Genomic DNA, 20,003 nt, shown 5'->3' on the forward strand with positions numbered 1-20,003 from the left:
TTGAATAGAGATGACTTCAGTCCAGCAATTACAAGGTGTTGGTGCCGCCGCAGCAACCCTATTAGAAAAGCTTCATATTTTTAGCACGGATGATTTGCTGTTTCATCTTCCTCGTGACTATGAAGATCGTAGCACCATTATTCCAATGAATCAGCTGGTTGTTGGACGAAGTTATTTGCTCGAAGGTGAGGTTCGATCCGTAGATTTTCCTCCGGGCAAAAAGAAATCACTTGCAGCCTTATTACAAGATGATTTTGGCAAGGTCACTTTACGGTTTTATCATATTTATAAGGGATTAACTGATCGCATCAAAATGGGACAACAGCTCCGAATATTCGGTGAAGTTCGTGTTGGAGCACGCGGTCTTGAAATGTATCATCCAGAAATACAAGTCATCCAACAGCATACGCCGTTACCCAAAACCCAACTCACGGCCATTTATCCTAGCACTGAAGGTCTGACGCAGCCTAAATTACGTGAATATGTTCGTCAGGCGTTACAACATCATAGCGATGACTTGGCTGAGTTATTACCGACTAAATACAGCAACGGCTATGAACTGAAACAAGCATTAGAATATATTCATGAGCCACCTGTTGATGCCAACATGCAACAACTCAATCAAGGTTCGCATCCTGCCCAACAACGATTAATTTTTGAAGAGCTAGTCGCCCATCAAATTAGCCTATTAACACGCCGTGCCTATATCCGCCAAATTGCTGCACCTCGTTTTGATAGCAGTAAAATCTTGGCTAAGGCATTATTAGATGATCTTCCTTTTCAAATGACCAATGCACAAAAACGAGTTTCTAAGGAAATCTTGCAAGATCTCAAGCAAAATCAACCGATGCTCCGCTTAGTCCAAGGTGATGTAGGAGCAGGTAAAACACTCGTTGCAGCAATTGCAGCCTGCCATGCACTAGAAGCAGACTGGCAAGTTGCACTGATGGCACCGACTGAGATCTTAGCAGAACAACATTATTTAAATTTTAAACGCTGGTTTGAGCCACTGGGCATCCAAGTGGCATGGCTTTCAGGCAAACAAAAAGGCAAAGCACGTACACAAGCTGAACAACAAATTAAACAAGGACATGCACAACTTATTGTCGGTACGCATGCTTTATTCCAAGATGCCGTGGAATTTTCTAAACTAGGCTTGGTTATTATTGATGAACAACATCGTTTCGGGGTCGATCAACGCCTTGCTTTAAGAAATAAAGGCGCTAATCAATTTACACCACATCAATTGGTGATGACAGCAACCCCGATTCCTCGCACACTCGCGATGAGTGCTTATGGTGATTTAGATACTTCAATTATTGACGAGCTCCCCCCGGGACGCACCCCAATTCAAACCGTAACAATTCCTTTAGATCGCCGTGAACAAGTCCTGCAACGGATTGCCAGCAACTGTCGTGAAGGTAAACAAGCATATTGGGTCTGCACCTTAGTGGAACAATCTGAAACCCTAGATGCTCAAGCCGCCGAAGCCACCTATCAAGAAATTAAGGAACGCTTTCCAGACATCAATATTGGTCTGGTCCACGGCAAAATGAAAGCAGATGAAAAACAAGCGGTCATGCAAGCCTTTAAAGATAATCAATCACAACTGTTAATTGCCACCACAGTGATTGAGGTTGGGGTCGATGTACCCAATGCCTCCATCATGGTCATTGAAAATGCTGAACGTTTGGGTCTCTCGCAATTGCACCAACTTCGAGGGCGTGTTGGGCGTGGTGCTACCGCTAGTTTTTGCGCTCTACTCTACAAAGTACCTTTGTCTCAAAATGGTCAGGAGCGACTGTCTATTTTACGAGAAAGTAATGATGGTTTCGTAATTGCTGAAAAAGATTTGGAAATACGCGGTCCAGGTGAACTCTTAGGAACAAAACAAACTGGGGATATGGGCTTCCGTGTGGCACGTTTAGAACGTGATGATCATTTACTCACACAAGCCCATTATGTGGCTGAACAAATTCTAAAAGATTATCCACAGCATGCTGATGGACTATTAAAACGCTGGCTACCTGAAGCCCCAAGATACGCCTATGTTTAAATTAATTCAAACATCAGCAAAACAAATCTTTGATTATCTAACGCCATGTATCCTGTGTGATATTGGGATTAGGAAGCAATACGGAGTATGTCAAAGTTGTTGGAATCAGCTACCTTGGTTAAAACAATCCATTCAACGTAATCAGCAACAAATATTCGTTGTATGCCATTATCAATATCCGATTGATCGCATCATTCAGCAATTTAAATATGAACAAAAACTGCATCATCAACGACTACTTGAAGGACTGCTACAACAACTCAAGCTTCCTAAAGTACATGCCATCGTTCCAATGCCGATTTCAACTGATCGATTAGTTGAACGAGGTTTCAACCAAACGCTGTTGCTAGCCCAAGCACTTAGTAAAAGCTTAAATATCCCTATCTGGCAACCTGTACAACGCTTGAATCAACACTCGCAAAAAGGCTTATCGCGCATCGAAAGACTAGAAAATATTGAACAGCAATTTGTGGCTGCGCCGCCCAATCATCTTCGTTATCGCAAAGTCTTGATCGTCGATGATGTCGTCACAACGGGCAGTTCAATTACCGCCTTATCTCAAGTCTTGCAACAACTTGGCTGCCAACAGGTTTATAGTATTTGTTTAGCAGCCCCTATTCGTAATAATGCTAGTTCTCTAAATTTTGCTGACACCATGGAATCACCACGTGTTGAGTAAGAGGTGCAAGTAAAGTGACTTGATCTTCCAAATCAATCCATTTCATCTCCGCAATTTCCGCAGCGATACGTGGTGTTTGTTTCAGTTTCACCTCATAAACATAACTCACTAACAGATGATCAGGCTCATTTGCAGCAGCCGTTTCAAACTGTCCAATAAACTGCTTAATCTCGCATTCACAGCCAATCTCCTCCAGAATCTCGCGCTGCATGGTCAATTCAGGTGCTTCATTCAGTTCCAGTTTTCCACCCACCTGCATAAATGCCTGCGTATTCTGTTTACGCACTAAAAGCAATTGATTTTGGTCATTTAAAATGACAGCGGCAGCCACAGTAATCGTTTTCAATACCCTTTCCTCACACTTAAATTTCAACAGATGCATTCATTACAATAGAACTAAAGAACCATAAATTCGGTATTGTCCTGCTCAGCCATGACTTATCTAGACAACGATAATTTTTTAGATGAATAGAACAGTAATCTGGCAGCCTCACACAAAAAACACATATAGAATTCATACAATTAAAACCGTTTTATATAACTGTCATGCTGATAAAGTAGGCTGTGTAACAAGATTTTTTAGAAATTAACGTTTAGGCAAGTGTTTTTCGTTTCATCCTTGTCTAAAATACACGCTGGTTTTCGGTACAATGCTGAAAATCTCACATTGGCTGCGCGAGGAAAAAAGACATGCTTGAAGCCTTTTATGCCACAGAGCGCGGTAGTCTAGAAGATGCAACAATCAATGGGAGTTTTGATCTTCACCCTGAATTGGTTTGGATTGATCTAATTGCTCCATCTCAAGAAGAACAACAGTGGGTATTTGATGCTTACGAGCGAAACCTACCAACATTAAAATCACTTGAAGACATTTCCTCATCCGCACGATTTTACCGTGATGATGATGGCATCTTGCATATCAGTACATATTTTTTAACAAAGAATAAAAATTATCAGGTCGATGGCGATACAGATGAGTCATCTCATATGCTTGCAACAGTACAAACAGTTGCCTTCATTCTGTATAAAGATCGTTTGTTTACCATGCGTGGCGAAAAATTAGTTGCATTTCGTGCCTTCCGTGCGCGTGCACGCCGTAATGATTACAATATGGACTATAAAGATCCCACTTGGATCTTGCTCGGGTTACTTGAAGCAAAACTAGATGAGCTTGCGGATATCTTGGAAGATATCCACAAAGACTTGGAAAGATACTCCACAGAGGTACTGAATAATCATCATCGTGAAACCCTGCTCGATCTTGATGACATGATTACACGACTCGCACAACAAGAAGATATGCTTGGAAAGGCGCAACTGTGTTTGATCGATTTACGTCGTGTGCTTACTTTCCTTTCTCGTCCTCGAGCTTTAGGCAGTCATATTTATGATGCTGATATTCGAGAATTAAGTGAGGATGTCCGTTCACTGGTCGAACATGATGCATTCTTATTCCAAAAAGTCCGCTTCTTACTGGATACCACATCAGGTTTTATTAACACCGAACAGAATGACACAATTCGTCGATTCTCGATCTTACCAAGTATGCTTGCCCCTCCGATGCTGATTGCTAGTATTTATGGCATGAACACTGAGGTCTTACCTTTCGCACATGGTAGTCTGAGTTTCTGGATTGTAGCGAGTATCCTGATGGCGTTCCTTGTACTCCCAATGGTGTACTTCCGCTGGAAGAAATGGATTTAATAAAAAAGCACCTTGCGGTGCTTTTTTATTACAAGACTTTTTTCATATCAATTTCAAATCATCTTGCAAATGACAGGCTTGGATGATTTTCAGCATCTTATCAGACACATTTTTAAAATGCAGCCCTTTACTTTCAGGTGTCTGACGCAGCCATTGCACCAATACCGCTAAAGAAAGGGTATTTCCTTGTTCAAGCTGACCCAGATCAACAATGAGAGGAAAACTCTTATGTTGCTGGATATGCTTTAAACCTGCTCGATAAACCTGTTCTGCATTCGAGAAATCAATTGTTTTTGAAACAATTAATTGCTGATCAATATACTGAATCACCCGTCACCTACTTATTTTTTATTAACAGCAGCATCTGCATCTGGCTTAAAGGTTGCAATCGCTTTATTCAGATCACCACCATTGCGCTTAACAGTAGCAGCAAACTGATTACGGAATTGCAAGCCTAAATCAATACCAGACACATTAATATTACGGACTTTCCACTGGTCGCCTTTATCTGTCAACTGGAACGATACAGGGATTTTCTCACCATTATGTAAGAAGTCTAATGTAACAACGGGATTCTTACTATTGGTCGACTTAAAAGGACGCATAGTATAACTTTGGTTGGTATATTTAGCGAAAGCACCACCATAGTTTTCAATAATCACCGCACGGAAATTTTGTTCAAACTGAGCACGTTGCGCAGCAGTTGTATATTGATTGTTTGCATACGTACCTAATACGATACGTGTAAATGCTTGTGAATCAACATACGGATCAAGGTTTTGACGAATAATCGATTTAACTAAAGCAGGATTACTTTGTAATTTCGCATGATCTGCTTTTAGACGTGTAATTAAACCATCAGCCACACGTTTAACAAAATCAGGTGGGGTTTCTGTTGGTGCTGCAAATGCAGCACTCGCAAGCATGGTTGATAATACACTTGCTGTTAACGTCTGTTTCAATAATGTATTCACTTCAATCTCCTAACCTGAATTACTCAACAAATGATGGTTCTGCTTCAGTAGCAACTGACTGCGATGCCGAACTCTCTGAAGTTGTTGAGCTTGATGTGGCTTTACCAGCACCACCAGTAATAAATTTACTGATCAAATCTTCTAAATCCATTGTACCTTGGGTATTTGAAACAACATCACCACGCTTTAGGTAATTCACACCACCACCTGGTACAACTTTCAAATACTTCTCACCCAGTAAGCCATTGGTTGCAACCATAATATAAGCATCCTCATCCAAACTGGTGATGGAGGTCATGTTACTGATAAGTTGCTGTTCCATTGCTTTTTGTTTCGCAGCATCAGCTTGTTGATAATCTGAGCTATAACGCAATTCTTCTAAGGCATTTTTCTGCACTTCTTTTAATTGCTCAGTATTAAAGCTGGTTAATTTACCATCCAAATCAAACTTAACTGTTGCTAAACGTGTTACTGGATCAAGCGTAATAGATTCTACACGACCAATGGTCACACCACTCATGGACACCTTTGCTCGTGGTTTTAAACCATTTACGTTATCAAACTGCGCTGTCATGCTATAGCTATCACGTAGATTTGTACCCACTAAACCACTAACTTTCATCGCAAGAAAAAATAGAGCTATACCGAAGATAATCACAAAAATACCTACGGCCAGCTCACTAGTACGTGATTTCATTAAATCCCTCCGAACATGACCGCAGTCAACACGAAATCAAAACCTAATACACAAAGTGAAGAATATACGACCGTTCTGGTCATCGAAGTCGCGATACCCTCTGGTGTTGGATCACAAGCATAACCTTGATAGACCGCAACCCATGTACAAATCAGCGCAAAAACAATACTTTTAATAATAGTGCCATTAAAAATATCATGCCCAAACTGAACTGTACTTTGCATACCACCCCAGAAAGAACCTTCATCAGCACCTAAAAAATCTACGCCAACCAACTTGCCGCCAATGATACCGATCGTTGCAAAAATCACAGTCAACATCGGCAAACTCACAATACCTGCCCACAAACGCGGAGCCACAATTTCACGAAGTGGATCAACACCAATCATTTCCATACTGGCTAATTGTTCACTCTGTTTCATTGAACCAATTTCGGCAGTGAGAGCCGAGCCTGCGCGCCCTGCAAATAGTAATGCAGCAACAACCGCAGCAAGTTCACGTAACAAAGTTAACGAAATCGCAGTCCCTAACATAGCTTCACTACCAAAAGTGACCAAAATGCTATACATCTGTAAGCCAAGGACAGCGCCAATAAACAAACCTGACACAGCAATAATCAGCAGAGACATGACCCCAACACGATGCATTTGATAGACAAAGCGTTGAAAGCCCCCCTTTGAAGGCGCTGAAAATAAAATCTGGATAAGCATAAGTGATGCTGCACCTATCCCCTTTATTCGCTCAATAACGAGTCTACCTAACCAGGCAATAGTATTCATGCACGAACCTCGTTATCTAAATATGCTTGATGAGTAAATTGATATTCAACAGGACCCTCAGCTGAGCCTGTTAAAAATTGACGTACAAATGGGGAAGCATGTGCCTGTAGCTGCTCAGGTGAACCTTCACCCTGAATTTTACCTTCAGCAACCACATAAATATAATCAGCAATCGATAATGTCTCTGCGACATCATGCGAGACAATAATTGTTGTTAAGTCTAAAGCTTCACGCAAAGAACGAATCAATCGTGTTAGAACACCTTTAACAATTGGATCTTGGCCAGCGAATGGCTCATCATACATAATCAATTCTGGATCAAGTGCAATCGCACGCGCTAAGGCAACACGACGATTCATACCTCCTGAAAGTTCAGATGGCATTAAGGGTTCAGCACCACGTAGCCCAACCGACTCCAACTTTAAAGCGACTAACTCAGCAATCAAATGTTCTGGTAATTGTGTATGCGCACGAATAGGAAATGCAACATTTTCATAAACTGACATATCAGTAAATAACGCACCACTCTGGAATAACATCCCCATACGTGCGCGTGCAGCAAACAAGTCTGGACGAGACATGGCTGCAATATTCTTACCATCGAGCAATACTTCACCATGATCAGGGATTAACTGCCCACCAATCAAACGGAGCAAAGTGGTCTTACCTGTTCCTGAAGGCCCCATAATTGCAGTAATTTGACCACGTCGAATTTTAAGACTGACATCATCATAAATGACGCGTTCCCCTCGGTTAAAGCTCAAGTTTTTAACTTCAATGAGGGCTTCAGCATCGAGAGGAGATTTGTTATTCATACTGGCATTCATTCCTGCACTTTTTATGCACGCATACTATACACTGAAAGATTAAGCGCTTGTTTTTATTTTGATATGCTACGTATGAAGATTATTAATTTATGTAATTGTTCTTTTTATCAACCTCTGTGCTCAACTCATGTTGTAAGCTTGCATTCAAAGAATCGGTATTATTGCGTGCAATAAGTGCATATGCAAAAAATAACCCATTACAAAGCATTAAAATAACAAATAGACATGGCAACCCTTCACCACAAATGAATGACCATATTTGACTTAAAAGACTTTTATTTTGTTTAAGTTTATTCATTTCTTCTATAAAATTTGAATTAGTAGGCATTTTTTTAATTTTACATGACTAATCCTAAATAAAAAAGCCAGTTTTACAACTGGCTCTTCTTTTCATCGGTTTTTTTAACGATTAAAAATCGTTTTTGCGACGACGGTCACCACCGAAGCCACCTTCACGTGCTGGACGATCACCAAAATCACGCTTTGGACGGTCTTCACCACCGAAACTACGCTTTGGACGGTCTTCACCACCGAAACTACGTTTTGGACGATCTTCACCACCGAAACTACGTTTTGGACGGTCACCAAAACCACCTTCACGTTGTGGGCGATCACCAAAATCGCGCTTTGGACGGTCGCCGAAGCTACCTTCACGACGTGGTTTGTAATCTACACGGTTACCACGATTGTCATCATTCGAATCAAAACGCGGTTTATCATTGAAACCACCTTCACGACGCGGGCGATCTGAATTGAACTCGCGACGTGGACGATCTTCACCACCAAAACTACGCTTTGGACGATCTTCAAAACCACCTTCACGACGTAGGCGATCTGAATTGAACTCGCGACGTGGACGGTCTTCACCACCGAATGATGGACGTTCACCACGTGGTTTATCATCAAAATTACGACGTGGACGGTCTTCAAAACCACCTTCACGACGTGGACGGTCAGAGTTAAACTCGCGACGTGGGCGATCTTCACCACCGAATGATGGACGCTCACCACGTGGTTTATCATCGAAGCTACGACGTGGACGATCTTCACTGCCTTCACGACGTTTGAAATTGCTCTCGCCTTCAAAACGACGACCACCGCCAAAACCACCACGACCGCCATCACGGCCGCCACGACCACGACCACCGCCATCACGACCGCGACCGCCACCATCACGACCTGAACGAGCAGGAGGTGGAGATGGCTCTAAACCTTCAATTTCAGATACATTTAAACGTGCATCTAAGTAATCTTCTAAAGCACGGATTTTGCCACGCTCGCGATAAGTCGCAAGTGTAATCGCTTGACCTGTACGACCTGCACGACCTGTACGACCAATACGGTGTACATAATCTTCGTTTTTCATCGGTAAACCGAAGTTAATCACGTGAGAAATAGTTGGTACGTCTAAACCACGTGCTGCTACGTCAGTTGCAACTAAGATTTTTGCACGACCTTCACGGATGCTGCGTAAACGACGGTTACGAACGGTTTGTGGCATAGCACCATGCAATGCAACAACTGAGTGACCTGCTTCAGCCAATTCTTCAGCAAGCATATCTGTATCTTCTTGCGTGCTTGCAAAGACAACAGCTTGATCTACTGACTCGTCAGACAACCAGTGAGTAAGTAATTTTTTCTTATGCTCAAAACCATCTGTCCAATGTAATGTTTGTGTTACATCAGTGTTAGTGCTGTGACCGGTTTCAATTGCGATACGTTGTGGATCATTCATCATACGTTCAGCAAGACGAATAATACGATCAGCAAAAGTCGCAGAGAACATTAATGTTTGATTACGGTTTGCAGCTAACTCGCCAATTGCTTCTAAATCTTCAGAGAAGCCTAGATCAAGCATACGGTCAGCTTCGTCGACGATTAACGATTCAACTTTATCAAGTTTCAATTGACGACGATTTACTAAGTCAAGCAAACGACCTGGCGTTGCAACAATCACTTGTGCGCCTTTAAGTTGTTGAATTTGCTTACCAAAAGGCATACCACCCATGATTGCAGCAATACGAACACCTTTCATATGACGTACAAATGCAATCGCATCTTGGCTTACTTGTTGAGCCAATTCACGCGTAGGACATAAAACCAAGATGCTTGGTTGAGTCACAGCTTTCATGCGCTCTTTAAATGGCACAAAAGTTTCCTGACCTGCCAAAGCATTTAATGTAGGGAGTAAAAATGCTGCAGTTTTACCAGAACCTGTCTGGCTTGAAACTAATAAATCTTTTCCATCTAACGCAGCTGGAATCGCTTGTTCTTGCACAGGAGTTGGACTTGTAAAACCTAAACCTTCTAGGGCTTGTTGTAAGGTTTCGTGCAAAGAAAATTCGGCAAAAGTTTTGCTCATAGAGAGTTTCACCCTAATGGGTGCTCCATTTTAATAAATACAAAAAATAGACATCGGCAAAAAGCGGCAAAGCGACTCAAGCTGAAAATAGATGAAGTTCAGCGGCAATCCGAATAACGACGATGTGGACTAAACGCACGCTTGATTACTGCCTCAACCTGAAGAATCGCTAAGCGATTTGGGCGCAAGATATGGTCCTCTCTATGGACAGCGTGCGCTAATATGAATAGAACTGAATGTTCAGGTAATGAACTGGAATTTAAGTGCGTGGGCGGATTATAGCAGAATAATTTTAAAAGTCACCCTTTTTAATAGGTTTTTCTACTGGATCACCTTTATTATTTTTATCTGACCGATTAAAGAAGATGAAATTATAAAAATAACTCCTTCATTATGATCAGATCATAATTAAAAACCCTCAAATTATTGAGGGTTTTTTAATCTAAAATTTATTTTGCAGCATCGCCCCAAGCTGGAACAACTGTTTGCATCAGTGGTTTTAACATTTTCAATGAGCAAGCAAGTACTTGACCATTATCAAATGATTCATTACCACCACGAGCATCCACAACCACACCGCCCGCTTCTTTTACAATCAACTCACCCGCAGCAATATCCCACGGTTTTAAGCCAAGCTCAAAGAAACCGTCAAAACGACCTGCGGCCACATAAGCCAAGTCTAGCGCAGCAGAACCACCACGACGGATTTGCGCGCCTGATTTGGTGACAGCCAACAAAGAAGCGAAATGTTGTTCTGCATAAGAAACGATTTCACCATTACGTTTCGCACGATAAGGATGACCTACCGCAAGGAATGTGCTTTCTAAAGAGTCTTTAACATTGACACGGATACGGCGTTGGTTCATGACTGCGCCACGACCACGACTTGCAGAGAATAATTCATCACGCACTGGATCATAGATCACACCGTGCTGAGTTACGCCTTTATGTTGTACAGCGATAGAAATACAGAAATGAGGGAAACCGTTGATAAAGTTTTGAGTACCATCTAAAGGATCAATCACCCAGCACCAATCTGCATCGTGACCTTTACCTTCTTGCATACCAAACTCTTCACCAAGGAAGCTATGGTTTTTATAACTTTTACGAAGCGTATCAATTGTAAGCTGTTCGATGTAACGGTCAACACGCGTTACTGGACCATCAATGCCTTTTTCTTCAACTTGTAAATCGAGTTTATGACGATTTTGATGTGCCTTTAAAAGCTCTTGACCAACTGTTTGAGCCGCACGCGCAGCCATAACCACCATAGGTTCCATTGAACACCCACTACAAATTTGAAGATTTTGACAAAGAATAATGCATAAAAGCCCTCATATTCTATCAAATATAAGGGCTTTTAGGTAAAAAATGTTTGCGAAAGATTATTTTCTAATTTACAAAGCGTTAGCGATCTATAACCAAGCTTTCTCAATTGAAGCAAAAATCCCTTGTCCATCTAAACCACAATCTGCAAGCATTTGCTGATGAGTTGCTTGATGTAAAAATGCATCTGGCAAACCTAGATTTAAAATTGGCTTAATGATTTTAGCTTGTGCTAAAAATTCATTTACTGCACTTCCCGCACCCGCCATAACCGCATGTTCTTCTACAGTCACGAAAATTTTTGTGTCTGCAGCTAAGTCACGAAGTATCTGCTCATCTAATGGTTTTACAAACCGCATGTTGACCACACGTACAGCAACCGAATGTTTACTTGCAAATAATTCTGCTGCTTCAACTGATGCTGCAACACGACTACCAAAAGCAAGGATACTGATCTGCTGATCTGCGTCCTGATTAAATTGCGCAATGATTTCAGCTTTACCAATTTCTAAAGCAGTCATTTGCTGTTGGATTTCAGCACCTGTACCAACACCACGTGGATAACGTACGGCAGTTGGTCCATTATAGTGATATGCAGTGTGTAGCATTTGACGACATTCATTTTCGTCTTTTGGCGCCATAATCACCATATTGGGTACAGTACGCATATAGGCATAATCGTATGCACCTGCATGGGTCGGACCATCTTCACCGACCAAACCAGCACGATCAATCCCAAAAGTGACATCTAGATTTTGCAAGGCAACATCATGGATCAATTGATCATAACCACGTTGCAAGAAAGTTGAATAAATCGCGACAACTGGTTTTAAGCCTTCACACGCCATACCCGCTGCTAAAGTTACTGCATGTTGTTCAGCAATCGCAACATCAAAGAAACGTTCAGGGTATTGCTTTGCAAACTGAACCATCCCTGAACCTTCACACATCGCTGGAGTGATTGCGAGTAAACGATCATCTTGCGCTGCTTCATCACATAACCATTGTCCAAACACGTCTGAGTATTTAGGCGGTGATTTTTTTGCAGGTGCAGATGCTCTAGCTGCAATTTTAGTAATCGCATGATAGGTAATCGGGTCTGCTTCAGCAGGCGCAAAACCTTTACCCTTTTTGGTATAAATATGAACTAAACGAGGGCCTTTACGTTTTTTTAGCGCATGAAAAACTTGTGTGAGTTGTTCAACATCATGTCCATCAAATGGCCCAAAATAATCAAAACCGATCGCTTTAAATAAGTTATCCGCAGCATCTGTTGCGGATTGATGCAAACGCGAATTGTATGTCCATTTTGGATGTGGCTGAACATAAGCTTCGCCCTGTTCATTTACATTGACCAATTGACCCGTTTCCCAAATCGCAGCGAGATGTTTTGCAAAACCACCCGTGCTGCATGAGATCGACATATCATTATCATTCAATACAACGATTAGATCAGCATCATGCGCAACAGCATCATTCATGGCTTCAAAAGCCATCCCTGCTGTCATTGCACCATCACCGATAATGGCAACAACTTCGCAAGGTTTTTGCTGATAACGACGAGCCAGTGCCATCCCTAATCCAGCAGAAATTGCTGTTGAAGAATGTCCTACACCGAAAGTATCAAAATCAGATTCATCACGTGCTGGAAATGCAGCTAAACCACCTTTACTACGAATTGTGGTAATACGTTCTCGACGTCCAGTCAGGACTTTGTGAGGATATGCTTGATGCCCTACATCCCAAACTAAACGATCATTTGGTGTATTGAAACAGTAGTGCAAAGCAACTGTCAGTTCAATCACACCTAAATTTGCGCCAAAGTGACCACCACTTTGTCCTGCTGCATACAAAATATATTGACGCAACTCATCTGCCACTTGAGGGAGTTGGCTTTGCTCGAGCTGACGTAATTGCTCAGGATGATCGATTTCATCCAACAATGGCGTAACAGGGCGTTGAGTTGGAATTTCGGTATACAACATAATGTGGCAAAGCCTTTTTAAGCCTGGCAAATCCGAAGCTGGGTTAAATGGGGGTGATCATACAATTAAACATGATGCACCTTCAATCAGCCACATGGGCGAATGATGTAGTGCTGAACATTCTCTTGCATACATTTACAGTATAGCCATCAGATTATCCTGAATTATGTCACTGTTTATCAACCATTATTGTGTGCTTTGTATGAAAAAGAAAAACTTGTGTGAAAAATCAGACATTCTAATTCACGCAATCTTCACACATTAGGCTATACTTTGACAGTTTTTCTGATAATAGTGAATAAATCTGTGCCGATTGAATTTATTGCAACATCAAAGCTACCAACTGCTTTCGGTGACTTCAATATTTCCGTGTTTCAAGACCCAAAGACGGGTGAAGAACATGTGGCGCTTTCTAAAGGTTTAGAAACTCCACCAAATACTCCTGTTTTAGTTCGTATTCACTCAGAGTGTCTTACGGGCGACGCTTTTGCCTCACTGAAATGTGACTGTGGTCCTCAACTGCAAGCAACCCAACATTTGATCAATGAAGCAGGTCAAGGTGTCATCCTTTATTTACGTCAAGAAGGTCGTGGCATTGGATTGACCAATAAAATCCGAGCTTATGCACTTCAAGATCAAGGACATGACACTGTTGATGCAAACCTGTTATTAAATCTTCCTGCGGATGCACGTCGTTATGATATGTGTAGCATTATGCTGGATCATCTACAAATTAAAGAAGTTAAGTTAATTACGAATAACCCGTTAAAATTAAAGGCATTGACGGATTTAGGCATTCATGTGGTTGACCGTGTACCGTTAACAGTAGGTCGTAACCCATTTAATGAACAATATTTAAAGACCAAACGTGAGCGTATGGACCATCTTTACCAGAAGGATGACTTCTAAGTCATCCTTGATTCAATCAAGCTCATGATAATTCGAAAAAAATAAGCGATTGTTTTATATCGTCATAGAAAAAATACGGTTATTGGGTATTTTGCGGCGAAGATGTAAATCAAATGCCATGCAAATATTTCTTACGAATGCTTTGCCTTGTTCGGTTACTTGGATATCCTTTGATGTCATCTTTAACAAACCGTCATTCTGCATTTCCTCTAGTTGTGCTAATACTTCAGGTAACTCTGGAAAATACAATGCTTCATTCTGCCATGAAGTACTAAAGTGACACATTAAATTGAGTATATGTTGGCGAATGACTAAATCCTCTTCTGTTAAAAGATGTCCACGATATACAGGAATCTCATTCTTCTCTAAACGTGCATAATAATCTTCTAGTGTTTTTTCATTTTGCGCAAAGCTGTACCAACTATCACTAATTGAAGACAAACCTAGGCCAATCATGACTTGCGTTTTTGATGAGGTATACCCCATGAAATTACGATGCAGATTTTCTTGTTGGAAAGCTTGATACATTTTGTCATGTTCCAAAGCAAAGTGATCCATACCAATTTCATGATAACCCTGTGCTAAAAGTTTTTTCTTTCCCTCTTCATATAACTGGCGTTTCAACTCATCTTTAGGTACGTCCTGATCTTTAAAACCACGCTGTCCATTGCCTTTAATCCAAGGTACATGAGCATAGCTATAAAATGCCAAACGATCTGGCTTTAGACTATTCGTTTGTTCAATCGTGTGTAACACATCAGTCAAGTTCTGAAATGGTAAGCCAAAGACCAAATCATGTGAAATCGAGGTATAGCCAATTTCACGTGCCCAATTTGTAACCTGTTGTACATGAGCAAATGGTTGAATACGGTGAATTGCTTTCTGAACTTTTTCGTTATAGTCCTGCACCCCATAACTCACTCGGCGAAAACCTAGGTCGTATAGGGCTTGTAAATGCTCTCGAGTCGTATTATTAGGATGTCCTTCGAAACTAAATTCATATTCATCGGATACATCTGCATTTGCCAATAACCCATTAATCAACTCGATCAAGTGTTGTACAGAGAAAAATGTCGGAGTTCCTCCCCCCAAATGAATTTCTTTAATCCTCGGTTTGTCGACAAGCAACTGGCAGTACAACTCCCATTCTTTTAACACGGCTTGAATATAAGGTTGTTCCACTTCATGGCGCTTGGTTACACGCTTATGACAACCACAAAAAGTGCACAAGCTTTCACAAAATGGCAAATGGATATATAAACTAATCCCTTCACTCGTATTTGTCTCATCAAATGCCCGTTTTAAAGTTTGCTTCCACATTTCCAAACTAAAATCTTGTTCTTGCCAGTACGGAACAGTCGGATAACTGGTGTAACGTGGTCCTGCAACATTGTATTTTTGAATAAGTGAATGAACTTGAGTCATAACGTGCCTATCTGATGTTCAGCTTGCAACAACAAGCATTATCAATACATTCTGCTGAGCTTAACCCAAGAAATCAACCAACCCTTTTAGTCGGAATAATTATTGTGAAATCGATTAGATCCTTTAAGTCGTTCAACTATCTAATTGCAGTTTGAATCATAAAATCAGCTTATTTTTTTTATGATTTCATGGTACATATCCTTCCATCTTTTTTAATGATTAGAAGGTTGAAATGCAGCATCCAACTTCAGCTGATATTCAACGTGTTCGCGAGTTTTTACTCGACTTACAAGCACGTATTTGTGCAGGATTAGAACAACAGGAACGTGCAGGCGGTGGCACCGCTGAATTTATCATTGATGATTGGCAACGAACCGAAGGTGGCGGTGGTCGCTCTCGAGTTCTGCAAAATGGTGAAGTGATTGAAAAAGGCGGAGTGATGTTTTCCCACATCAACATCAGTAAACTTCCTGCTTCTGCAACGGAACGCCATCCTCAAATCGCAGGTGCAAAAGCACAAGCGTTGGGCGTTTCTTTAGTGATTCATCCTAAAAATCCCAATATCCCAACTTCACATGCCAATGTACGTTTATTTGTTGCTGAACCTGAGGGTCAAGACCCTGTTTGGTGGTTTGGCGGTGGCTTTGATCTCACACCTTTCTATCCAGATGATCAAGATATTCAAAACTGGCATCAAACCGCTTATGACTTATGCCAACCATTTGGCGAACATGTTTATGCTGAACATAAACAATGGTGTGATGATTATTTCTACTTAAAACATCGTGATGAACAACGTGGTGTAGGTGGTTTATTCTTTGATGATTTGAACCAATGGGACTTCGAAACTTGCTTTAAATATATTCAAGCCGTTGGTAATGGTTATTTAGAAGCAATCTTGCCTATTTTTGAAAAGCATCGTGAACAACCTTATACCGAAGCTCAACGTGAATTCCAATTGTATCGTCGTGGTCGCTATGTTGAATATAATTTAGTCTACGATCGCGGTACCCTGTTTGGCCTGCAAACAGGTGGTCGTATTGAGTCGATTTTAGTTAGCCTGCCTAATCTCGCGGGTTGGTCGTATCGCCCTGAATGGGATGCCGACTCAATAGAAAAACGCTTAACAGATTATTATCTAAAACCTAGAGATTGGTTGAGTTTAAATAAATAATTGACCGTAATTATTCAAAGCACCTGAATTTAGGTGCTTTTTTTGTACCTAAAGATTATCGTATATTGTCTCAGCATAAGCATTCAAATATGTTTAATAGCCTCTGTCCCCTCTTTCAACTTTGGATAAAAGTATGACCAAACAATTTGCTGTCATTGGGAATCCGATTGAACAATCCCGCTCACCAGAATTGCATCATGCTTTTGCAGCAAAAACAGGAGTTGATTTAAACTATAAAAAAATTCTTGCACCACTGGATGGATTTGAAAAAACCACCAAAGACTTCTTTGTTCAAGGTGGTGTGGGTATGAATGTGACTGTTCCTTTTAAAGAGCAGGCCTTTGCCTTATGTGATCAACTGACTGAACGCGCCAAGATTGCCAAAGCCGTGAATACCTTATGGATGCAGGATGGCAAACTGTATGGTGACAATACTGATGGACAAGGTTTGGTTGCCGCCATTCAGGCTCTGGGCTGGAATCTTGAAAATAGCCGTATTTTAATTCTAGGGGCAGGCGGTGCGACCCGTGGTGTGATCTATCCATTGGTACAGGCAGGCGCAAAACAGATTGTCATTGCCAACCGTACACTTGCTCGAGCTGAACAATTGGTCTCAGATTTAAAAGATGCCGTGCCGCAGGCGCAACTCTCAGCGCTCAGCTTGGAGCAACTCGCTGGTGAATTTGATTTTGTCATCAATGCCACTTCTGCTAGCTTAACTGGTGATACTTTACAGCTTCCTGAATGCTTGGTTTTTCACCATGCTTATGAAATGGCTTATGGCAAACCTTCGAGCTTTTTGAATCAAGCTCAAGAGCGTCAAGTTCCATCAACAGATGGTTTTGGTATGTTGGTGGGTCAAGCAATTGAAGCTTTTTCTATTTGGAATGGGGTCAAACCTGAATTAAAAGATTTCTTATAACCCATCTATAAATTAGTAAGCAAAAAAGAACCTGCATTGCGCAGGTTCTTTTCAAGTAATCGCCAATTATTTTGCCGTTAGCATTTTCAAATACACTTCTTTAAAGATTTCATAATCAATAAATTCATTATGCTCAATCTTTAATGATTTAATGCTCTTTTCGGACAACTGATTTTTACGAGCATCGACATATACTTGTCCCAAAATCGTTGCGGTTTGTGCTAATAGTGGTTTTTCCTCACTCGAAACTCCATTAGCGCGCTCAAATTGAACTTGATACTGTTGAGCAAATAGCTGCTGTGGCTGCTTATATTGAGCTTGTAGATTTTTCCAAGCTTGACGATCTTTATCACCATGCATCGCATCATTTACAATACGATTAACAGCTTGTCCCAACTTGTCATCAAACTGATCATCTTGCTCAAGATGATGTTTCTTCTGTAATGCTTCAATGCTCTTCAACGCCTTACCTTGTGGGTTATAGATGTCATCTGTGGCATACCAATAGGCATAAACAGCCGCGATTTCCTGCAATTCCTGACTTGTATAACGTTGTGCAATTTCTGCTTTATTTTCTATCAGCTTGGCAATAAATACTGCTTTAAATGTTTGCTCATAACTGTGTGTAGCATCATATCGCTGTTCTGCAATGATTTTGAGTTGATCTTCTAAAGATAACGTATAAGGTTCAGCTGAACGCTCTTGAATGCCTGTCTGTCCCAATTTCTCTGAGAAACTACCGATTGCTTGTTCCAACATTGAGCCTTTACTTGCTTCAGCCCATGTTTTCGCTCGTTTCAATTGAGCCTGATCAATTGGCGTTGCTTGGCCATAATTGGAAATCAACATATCTGCTTTAAGATTAAAACGAGACTTGAGTTCAGGGAGTGCATAATTCAAATCATAATCAATTTTAACTGCTCGCCCTTGCGCATCTAAACCAATATCCATGGTAAATGGATTACGTTTGTCTTGAGGAGGCAATGCTTTTTCAATCTCAGCCTGATGCTTGATCCACAGCGCTTTAAATGCCTGATCATCAACAAATTGATTTTCATCATATACAGCAAATTCTTTTTCTACGCTTTGTAATTTTTCAACATAAGATAGAAAACCTGATTCGGCTTTTTTCGCATTAAAAACATCAATATCGTAAATACTTTCACAATACTGTGCATCTCCATAAGCAGCCTGTTGAGCATTCTGAAGCGCTGTACATTGGGCCTCTGTTAAACCTTGCTCATCTTCCGAGGAAGAAGCTGCATCTGCGGCAGCATCAGCTGATTCTGAATCGTCAGTGACTATCCCAGCTTTGGCAGCATCCATCGCTTGCTGCGCTGCATCGGATACCTTTGGATCAGCTTCATCTTCAACACCAAAGTGCTGATTCACTAAACGATATAATTGCTGACTGACGACACTTGCATCATCTGCGGAATCTTTACTCGCTAATATGGATGCCGCTGCATCAGGCTTGGTTTTGCTTACAGCATTGGTTTCATCAGCAATCAGCTTTTCTAAGTTTTGTTCTTTAATATTTAAAATGCTTTGCATTAAATATTTTTCATTCACTTTGCTGTACAAATTCGCTTGTAAAATTAATTCTTCAATCGATGTTTTTAAGCGAATTTTTTCGACTACTCCTAAATTTCGATCAGCAGCGGAGACAGACAATGCTTGAATGTTATTTTGATCAGCTAAACGGTAATACACAGCACTTGAAGCTTTCACATACTCTGCAAATTTTTTGTAATCCACTTGCTTAAACATTGCCTGATATTTTGAAAAATCCAAATAAGCTAAATTATTTTGATTTTCTTTGTTCACCAAATACGGCATCAAAGCAAAGTAATTGATATAAAACTTATAATTATTTAAATCTATAGGACTTACGCACTATCATTTATAGATTCTCTGTGGTAGCAGATGATTTTTATCGAGAATAAAGTCATCAATGAAGTTTTTGATCATTGGTCTAAATAATTTCTTCTGCCAACGATATATATTTTCAAAGATCCGCTCAAACTGGTTCTTTTGTATCTCAACGTAGGCCATCAAGGCTGAAAAAATATGATTCAAAATCAGTTTAGATCGTCTTACTTGAAACTTTTCAATATGACAAACCTGTTTAATCACTCGGTGATATTGCTCTATTTTCCAATGACTTGAATGTAATTCATGAAA

At 40.7% G+C, this 20,003-nt stretch carries 17 protein-coding genes and 1 pseudogene; 6 read left to right on the plus strand and 12 right to left on the minus strand.

Features of this window, described 5'->3' with window-relative positions; translation table 11 throughout:
- Nucleotides 1-10 precede the first annotated feature (10 nt).
- Together recG and F908_RS01325 are read left to right on the plus strand one after the other, a co-directional pair.
- On the plus strand, nt 11-2,056 hold the full coding sequence (recG, locus tag F908_RS01320) for an ATP-dependent DNA helicase RecG (protein WP_005156320.1): 2,046 nt from the start codon (nt 11-13) through the stop codon (nt 2,054-2,056).
- On the plus strand, nt 2,049-2,735 hold the full coding sequence (locus F908_RS01325) for a ComF family protein (protein ID WP_005156323.1): 687 nt from the start codon (nt 2,049-2,051) through the stop codon (nt 2,733-2,735). The genes recG and F908_RS01325 overlap by 8 nt, the downstream gene beginning before the upstream one ends.
- Here the strand turns inward: F908_RS01325 and F908_RS01330 are convergent.
- Nucleotides 2,686-3,081, minus strand: a complete 396-nt coding sequence (locus F908_RS01330) for an NUDIX hydrolase (protein ID WP_005156326.1) — start codon at nt 3,079-3,081, stop codon at nt 2,686-2,688. The two genes, F908_RS01325 and F908_RS01330, sit on opposite strands and share 50 nt — an antisense overlap.
- A 344-nt stretch (nt 3,082-3,425) precedes the next feature.
- On the opposite strand from F908_RS01330, the gene F908_RS01335 reads away from it, so the two are divergent.
- A complete protein-coding gene (locus tag F908_RS01335) occupies nt 3,426-4,439 on the plus strand; it encodes a CorA family divalent cation transporter (protein WP_005156329.1) in 1,014 nt (337 codons plus the stop codon).
- A 42-nt stretch (nt 4,440-4,481) separates the two neighbouring features.
- Here the strand turns inward: F908_RS01335 and F908_RS01340 are convergent, their stop codons facing one another.
- From F908_RS01340 to dxs, 8 genes are all read right to left on the minus strand, one after another.
- Nucleotides 4,482-4,769 (minus strand): STAS domain-containing protein, encoded by a 288-nt coding sequence (locus F908_RS01340; RefSeq protein WP_005156331.1) that lies wholly within the window; start codon nt 4,767-4,769, stop codon nt 4,482-4,484.
- Nucleotides 4,770-4,780: 11 nt separating this feature from the next.
- Nucleotides 4,781-5,413, minus strand: a complete 633-nt coding sequence (locus tag F908_RS01345; RefSeq protein WP_005156334.1) for an MlaC/ttg2D family ABC transporter substrate-binding protein — start codon at nt 5,411-5,413, stop codon at nt 4,781-4,783.
- Nucleotides 5,414-5,432: 19 nt separating this feature from the next.
- The gene (locus F908_RS01350; protein ID WP_005156338.1) at nt 5,433-6,110 is read right to left on the minus strand and encodes an outer membrane lipid asymmetry maintenance protein MlaD; all 678 of its coding nucleotides are present in this window, start codon (nt 6,108-6,110) and stop codon (nt 5,433-5,435) included.
- A complete protein-coding gene (mlaE, locus tag F908_RS01355) occupies nt 6,110-6,889 on the minus strand; it encodes a lipid asymmetry maintenance ABC transporter permease subunit MlaE (protein WP_005156340.1) in 780 nt (259 codons plus the stop codon). The genes F908_RS01350 and mlaE overlap by 1 nt, the downstream gene beginning before the upstream one ends.
- Nucleotides 6,886-7,704, minus strand: a complete 819-nt coding sequence (locus F908_RS01360) for an ABC transporter ATP-binding protein (protein ID WP_005156344.1) — start codon at nt 7,702-7,704, stop codon at nt 6,886-6,888. The genes mlaE and F908_RS01360 overlap by 4 nt, the downstream gene beginning before the upstream one ends.
- 421 nt (nt 7,705-8,125) lie before the next feature.
- Nucleotides 8,126-10,078 (minus strand): DEAD/DEAH box helicase, encoded by a 1,953-nt coding sequence (locus tag F908_RS01370; protein ID WP_005156350.1) that lies wholly within the window; start codon nt 10,076-10,078, stop codon nt 8,126-8,128.
- Nucleotides 10,079-10,527: 449 nt separating this feature from the next.
- Nucleotides 10,528-11,358, minus strand: a complete 831-nt coding sequence (locus F908_RS01375) for an inositol monophosphatase family protein (protein ID WP_034602537.1) — start codon at nt 11,356-11,358, stop codon at nt 10,528-10,530.
- 135 nt (nt 11,359-11,493) lie between these two features.
- The gene (gene dxs / locus F908_RS01380) at nt 11,494-13,389 is read right to left on the minus strand and encodes a 1-deoxy-D-xylulose-5-phosphate synthase (protein WP_005156352.1); all 1,896 of its coding nucleotides are present in this window, start codon (nt 13,387-13,389) and stop codon (nt 11,494-11,496) included.
- Between the two features lie 306 nt (nt 13,390-13,695).
- Here dxs and ribA point away from each other — a divergent pair, with 306 nt between their 5' ends.
- Nucleotides 13,696-14,298, plus strand: coding sequence for a GTP cyclohydrolase II (gene ribA, locus F908_RS01385; protein WP_034602576.1), 603 nt, complete (start codon nt 13,696-13,698; stop codon nt 14,296-14,298).
- A gap of 54 nt (nt 14,299-14,352) precedes the next feature.
- Here ribA and hemN read toward each other — a convergent pair whose 3' ends face one another.
- Entirely contained in the window at nt 14,353-15,723 is a 1,371-nt protein-coding gene (hemN, locus tag F908_RS01390) for an oxygen-independent coproporphyrinogen III oxidase (protein ID WP_005156354.1), read from the minus strand.
- A 232-nt stretch (nt 15,724-15,955) separates the two neighbouring features.
- On the opposite strand from hemN, the gene hemF reads away from it, so the two are divergent.
- Complete coding sequence (hemF, locus tag F908_RS01395; protein ID WP_005156355.1) at nt 15,956-16,897, plus strand: oxygen-dependent coproporphyrinogen oxidase; 942 nt, start codon at nt 15,956-15,958, stop codon at nt 16,895-16,897.
- Nucleotides 16,898-17,030: 133 nt separating this feature from the next.
- Nucleotides 17,031-17,819, plus strand: coding sequence for a shikimate dehydrogenase (gene aroE, locus F908_RS01400; RefSeq protein WP_005156365.1), 789 nt, complete (start codon nt 17,031-17,033; stop codon nt 17,817-17,819).
- Between the two features lie 66 nt (nt 17,820-17,885).
- Here the strand turns inward: aroE and F908_RS01405 are convergent.
- A pseudogene (locus F908_RS01405) lies at nt 17,886-19,703 on the minus strand (hypothetical protein); the annotation flags it as partial.
- 15 nt (nt 19,704-19,718) lie between these two features.
- On the minus strand, nt 19,719-20,003 hold a 285-nt coding region (locus F908_RS01410), incomplete at its 5' end, for a transposase (RefSeq protein WP_005156371.1).

Source organism: Acinetobacter sp. NIPH 284, from assembly GCF_000369425.1.
Lineage (GTDB): Bacteria > Pseudomonadota > Gammaproteobacteria > Pseudomonadales > Moraxellaceae > Acinetobacter.

What these genes read in the sequence shown, in the direction of transcription:
- F908_RS01335 (WP_005156329.1), top strand. Translation starts at nt 3,426, where the DNA reads ATGCTTGAAGCCTTTTATGCCACAGAGCGCGGTAGTCTAGAAGATGCA.
- F908_RS01375 (WP_034602537.1), bottom strand. Translation starts at nt 11,358, where the DNA reads ATGGAACCTATGGTGGTTATGGCTGCGCGTGCGGCTCAAACAGTTGGT.
- F908_RS01325 (WP_005156323.1), top strand. Translation starts at nt 2,049, where the DNA reads ATGTTTAAATTAATTCAAACATCAGCAAAACAAATCTTTGATTATCTA.
- recG (WP_005156320.1), top strand. Translation starts at nt 11, where the DNA reads ATGACTTCAGTCCAGCAATTACAAGGTGTTGGTGCCGCCGCAGCAACC.
- F908_RS01350 (WP_005156338.1), bottom strand. Translation starts at nt 6,110, where the DNA reads ATGAAATCACGTACTAGTGAGCTGGCCGTAGGTATTTTTGTGATTATC.
- dxs (WP_005156352.1), bottom strand. Translation starts at nt 13,389, where the DNA reads ATGTTGTATACCGAAATTCCAACTCAACGCCCTGTTACGCCATTGTTG.
- F908_RS01360 (WP_005156344.1), bottom strand. Translation starts at nt 7,704, where the DNA reads ATGAATAACAAATCTCCTCTCGATGCTGAAGCCCTCATTGAAGTTAAA.
- mlaE (WP_005156340.1), bottom strand. Translation starts at nt 6,889, where the DNA reads ATGAATACTATTGCCTGGTTAGGTAGACTCGTTATTGAGCGAATAAAG.
- hemN (WP_005156354.1), bottom strand. Translation starts at nt 15,723, where the DNA reads ATGACTCAAGTTCATTCACTTATTCAAAAATACAATGTTGCAGGACCA.
- F908_RS01370 (WP_005156350.1), bottom strand. Translation starts at nt 10,078, where the DNA reads ATGAGCAAAACTTTTGCCGAATTTTCTTTGCACGAAACCTTACAACAA.
- hemF (WP_005156355.1), top strand. Translation starts at nt 15,956, where the DNA reads ATGCAGCATCCAACTTCAGCTGATATTCAACGTGTTCGCGAGTTTTTA.
- aroE (WP_005156365.1), top strand. Translation starts at nt 17,031, where the DNA reads ATGACCAAACAATTTGCTGTCATTGGGAATCCGATTGAACAATCCCGC.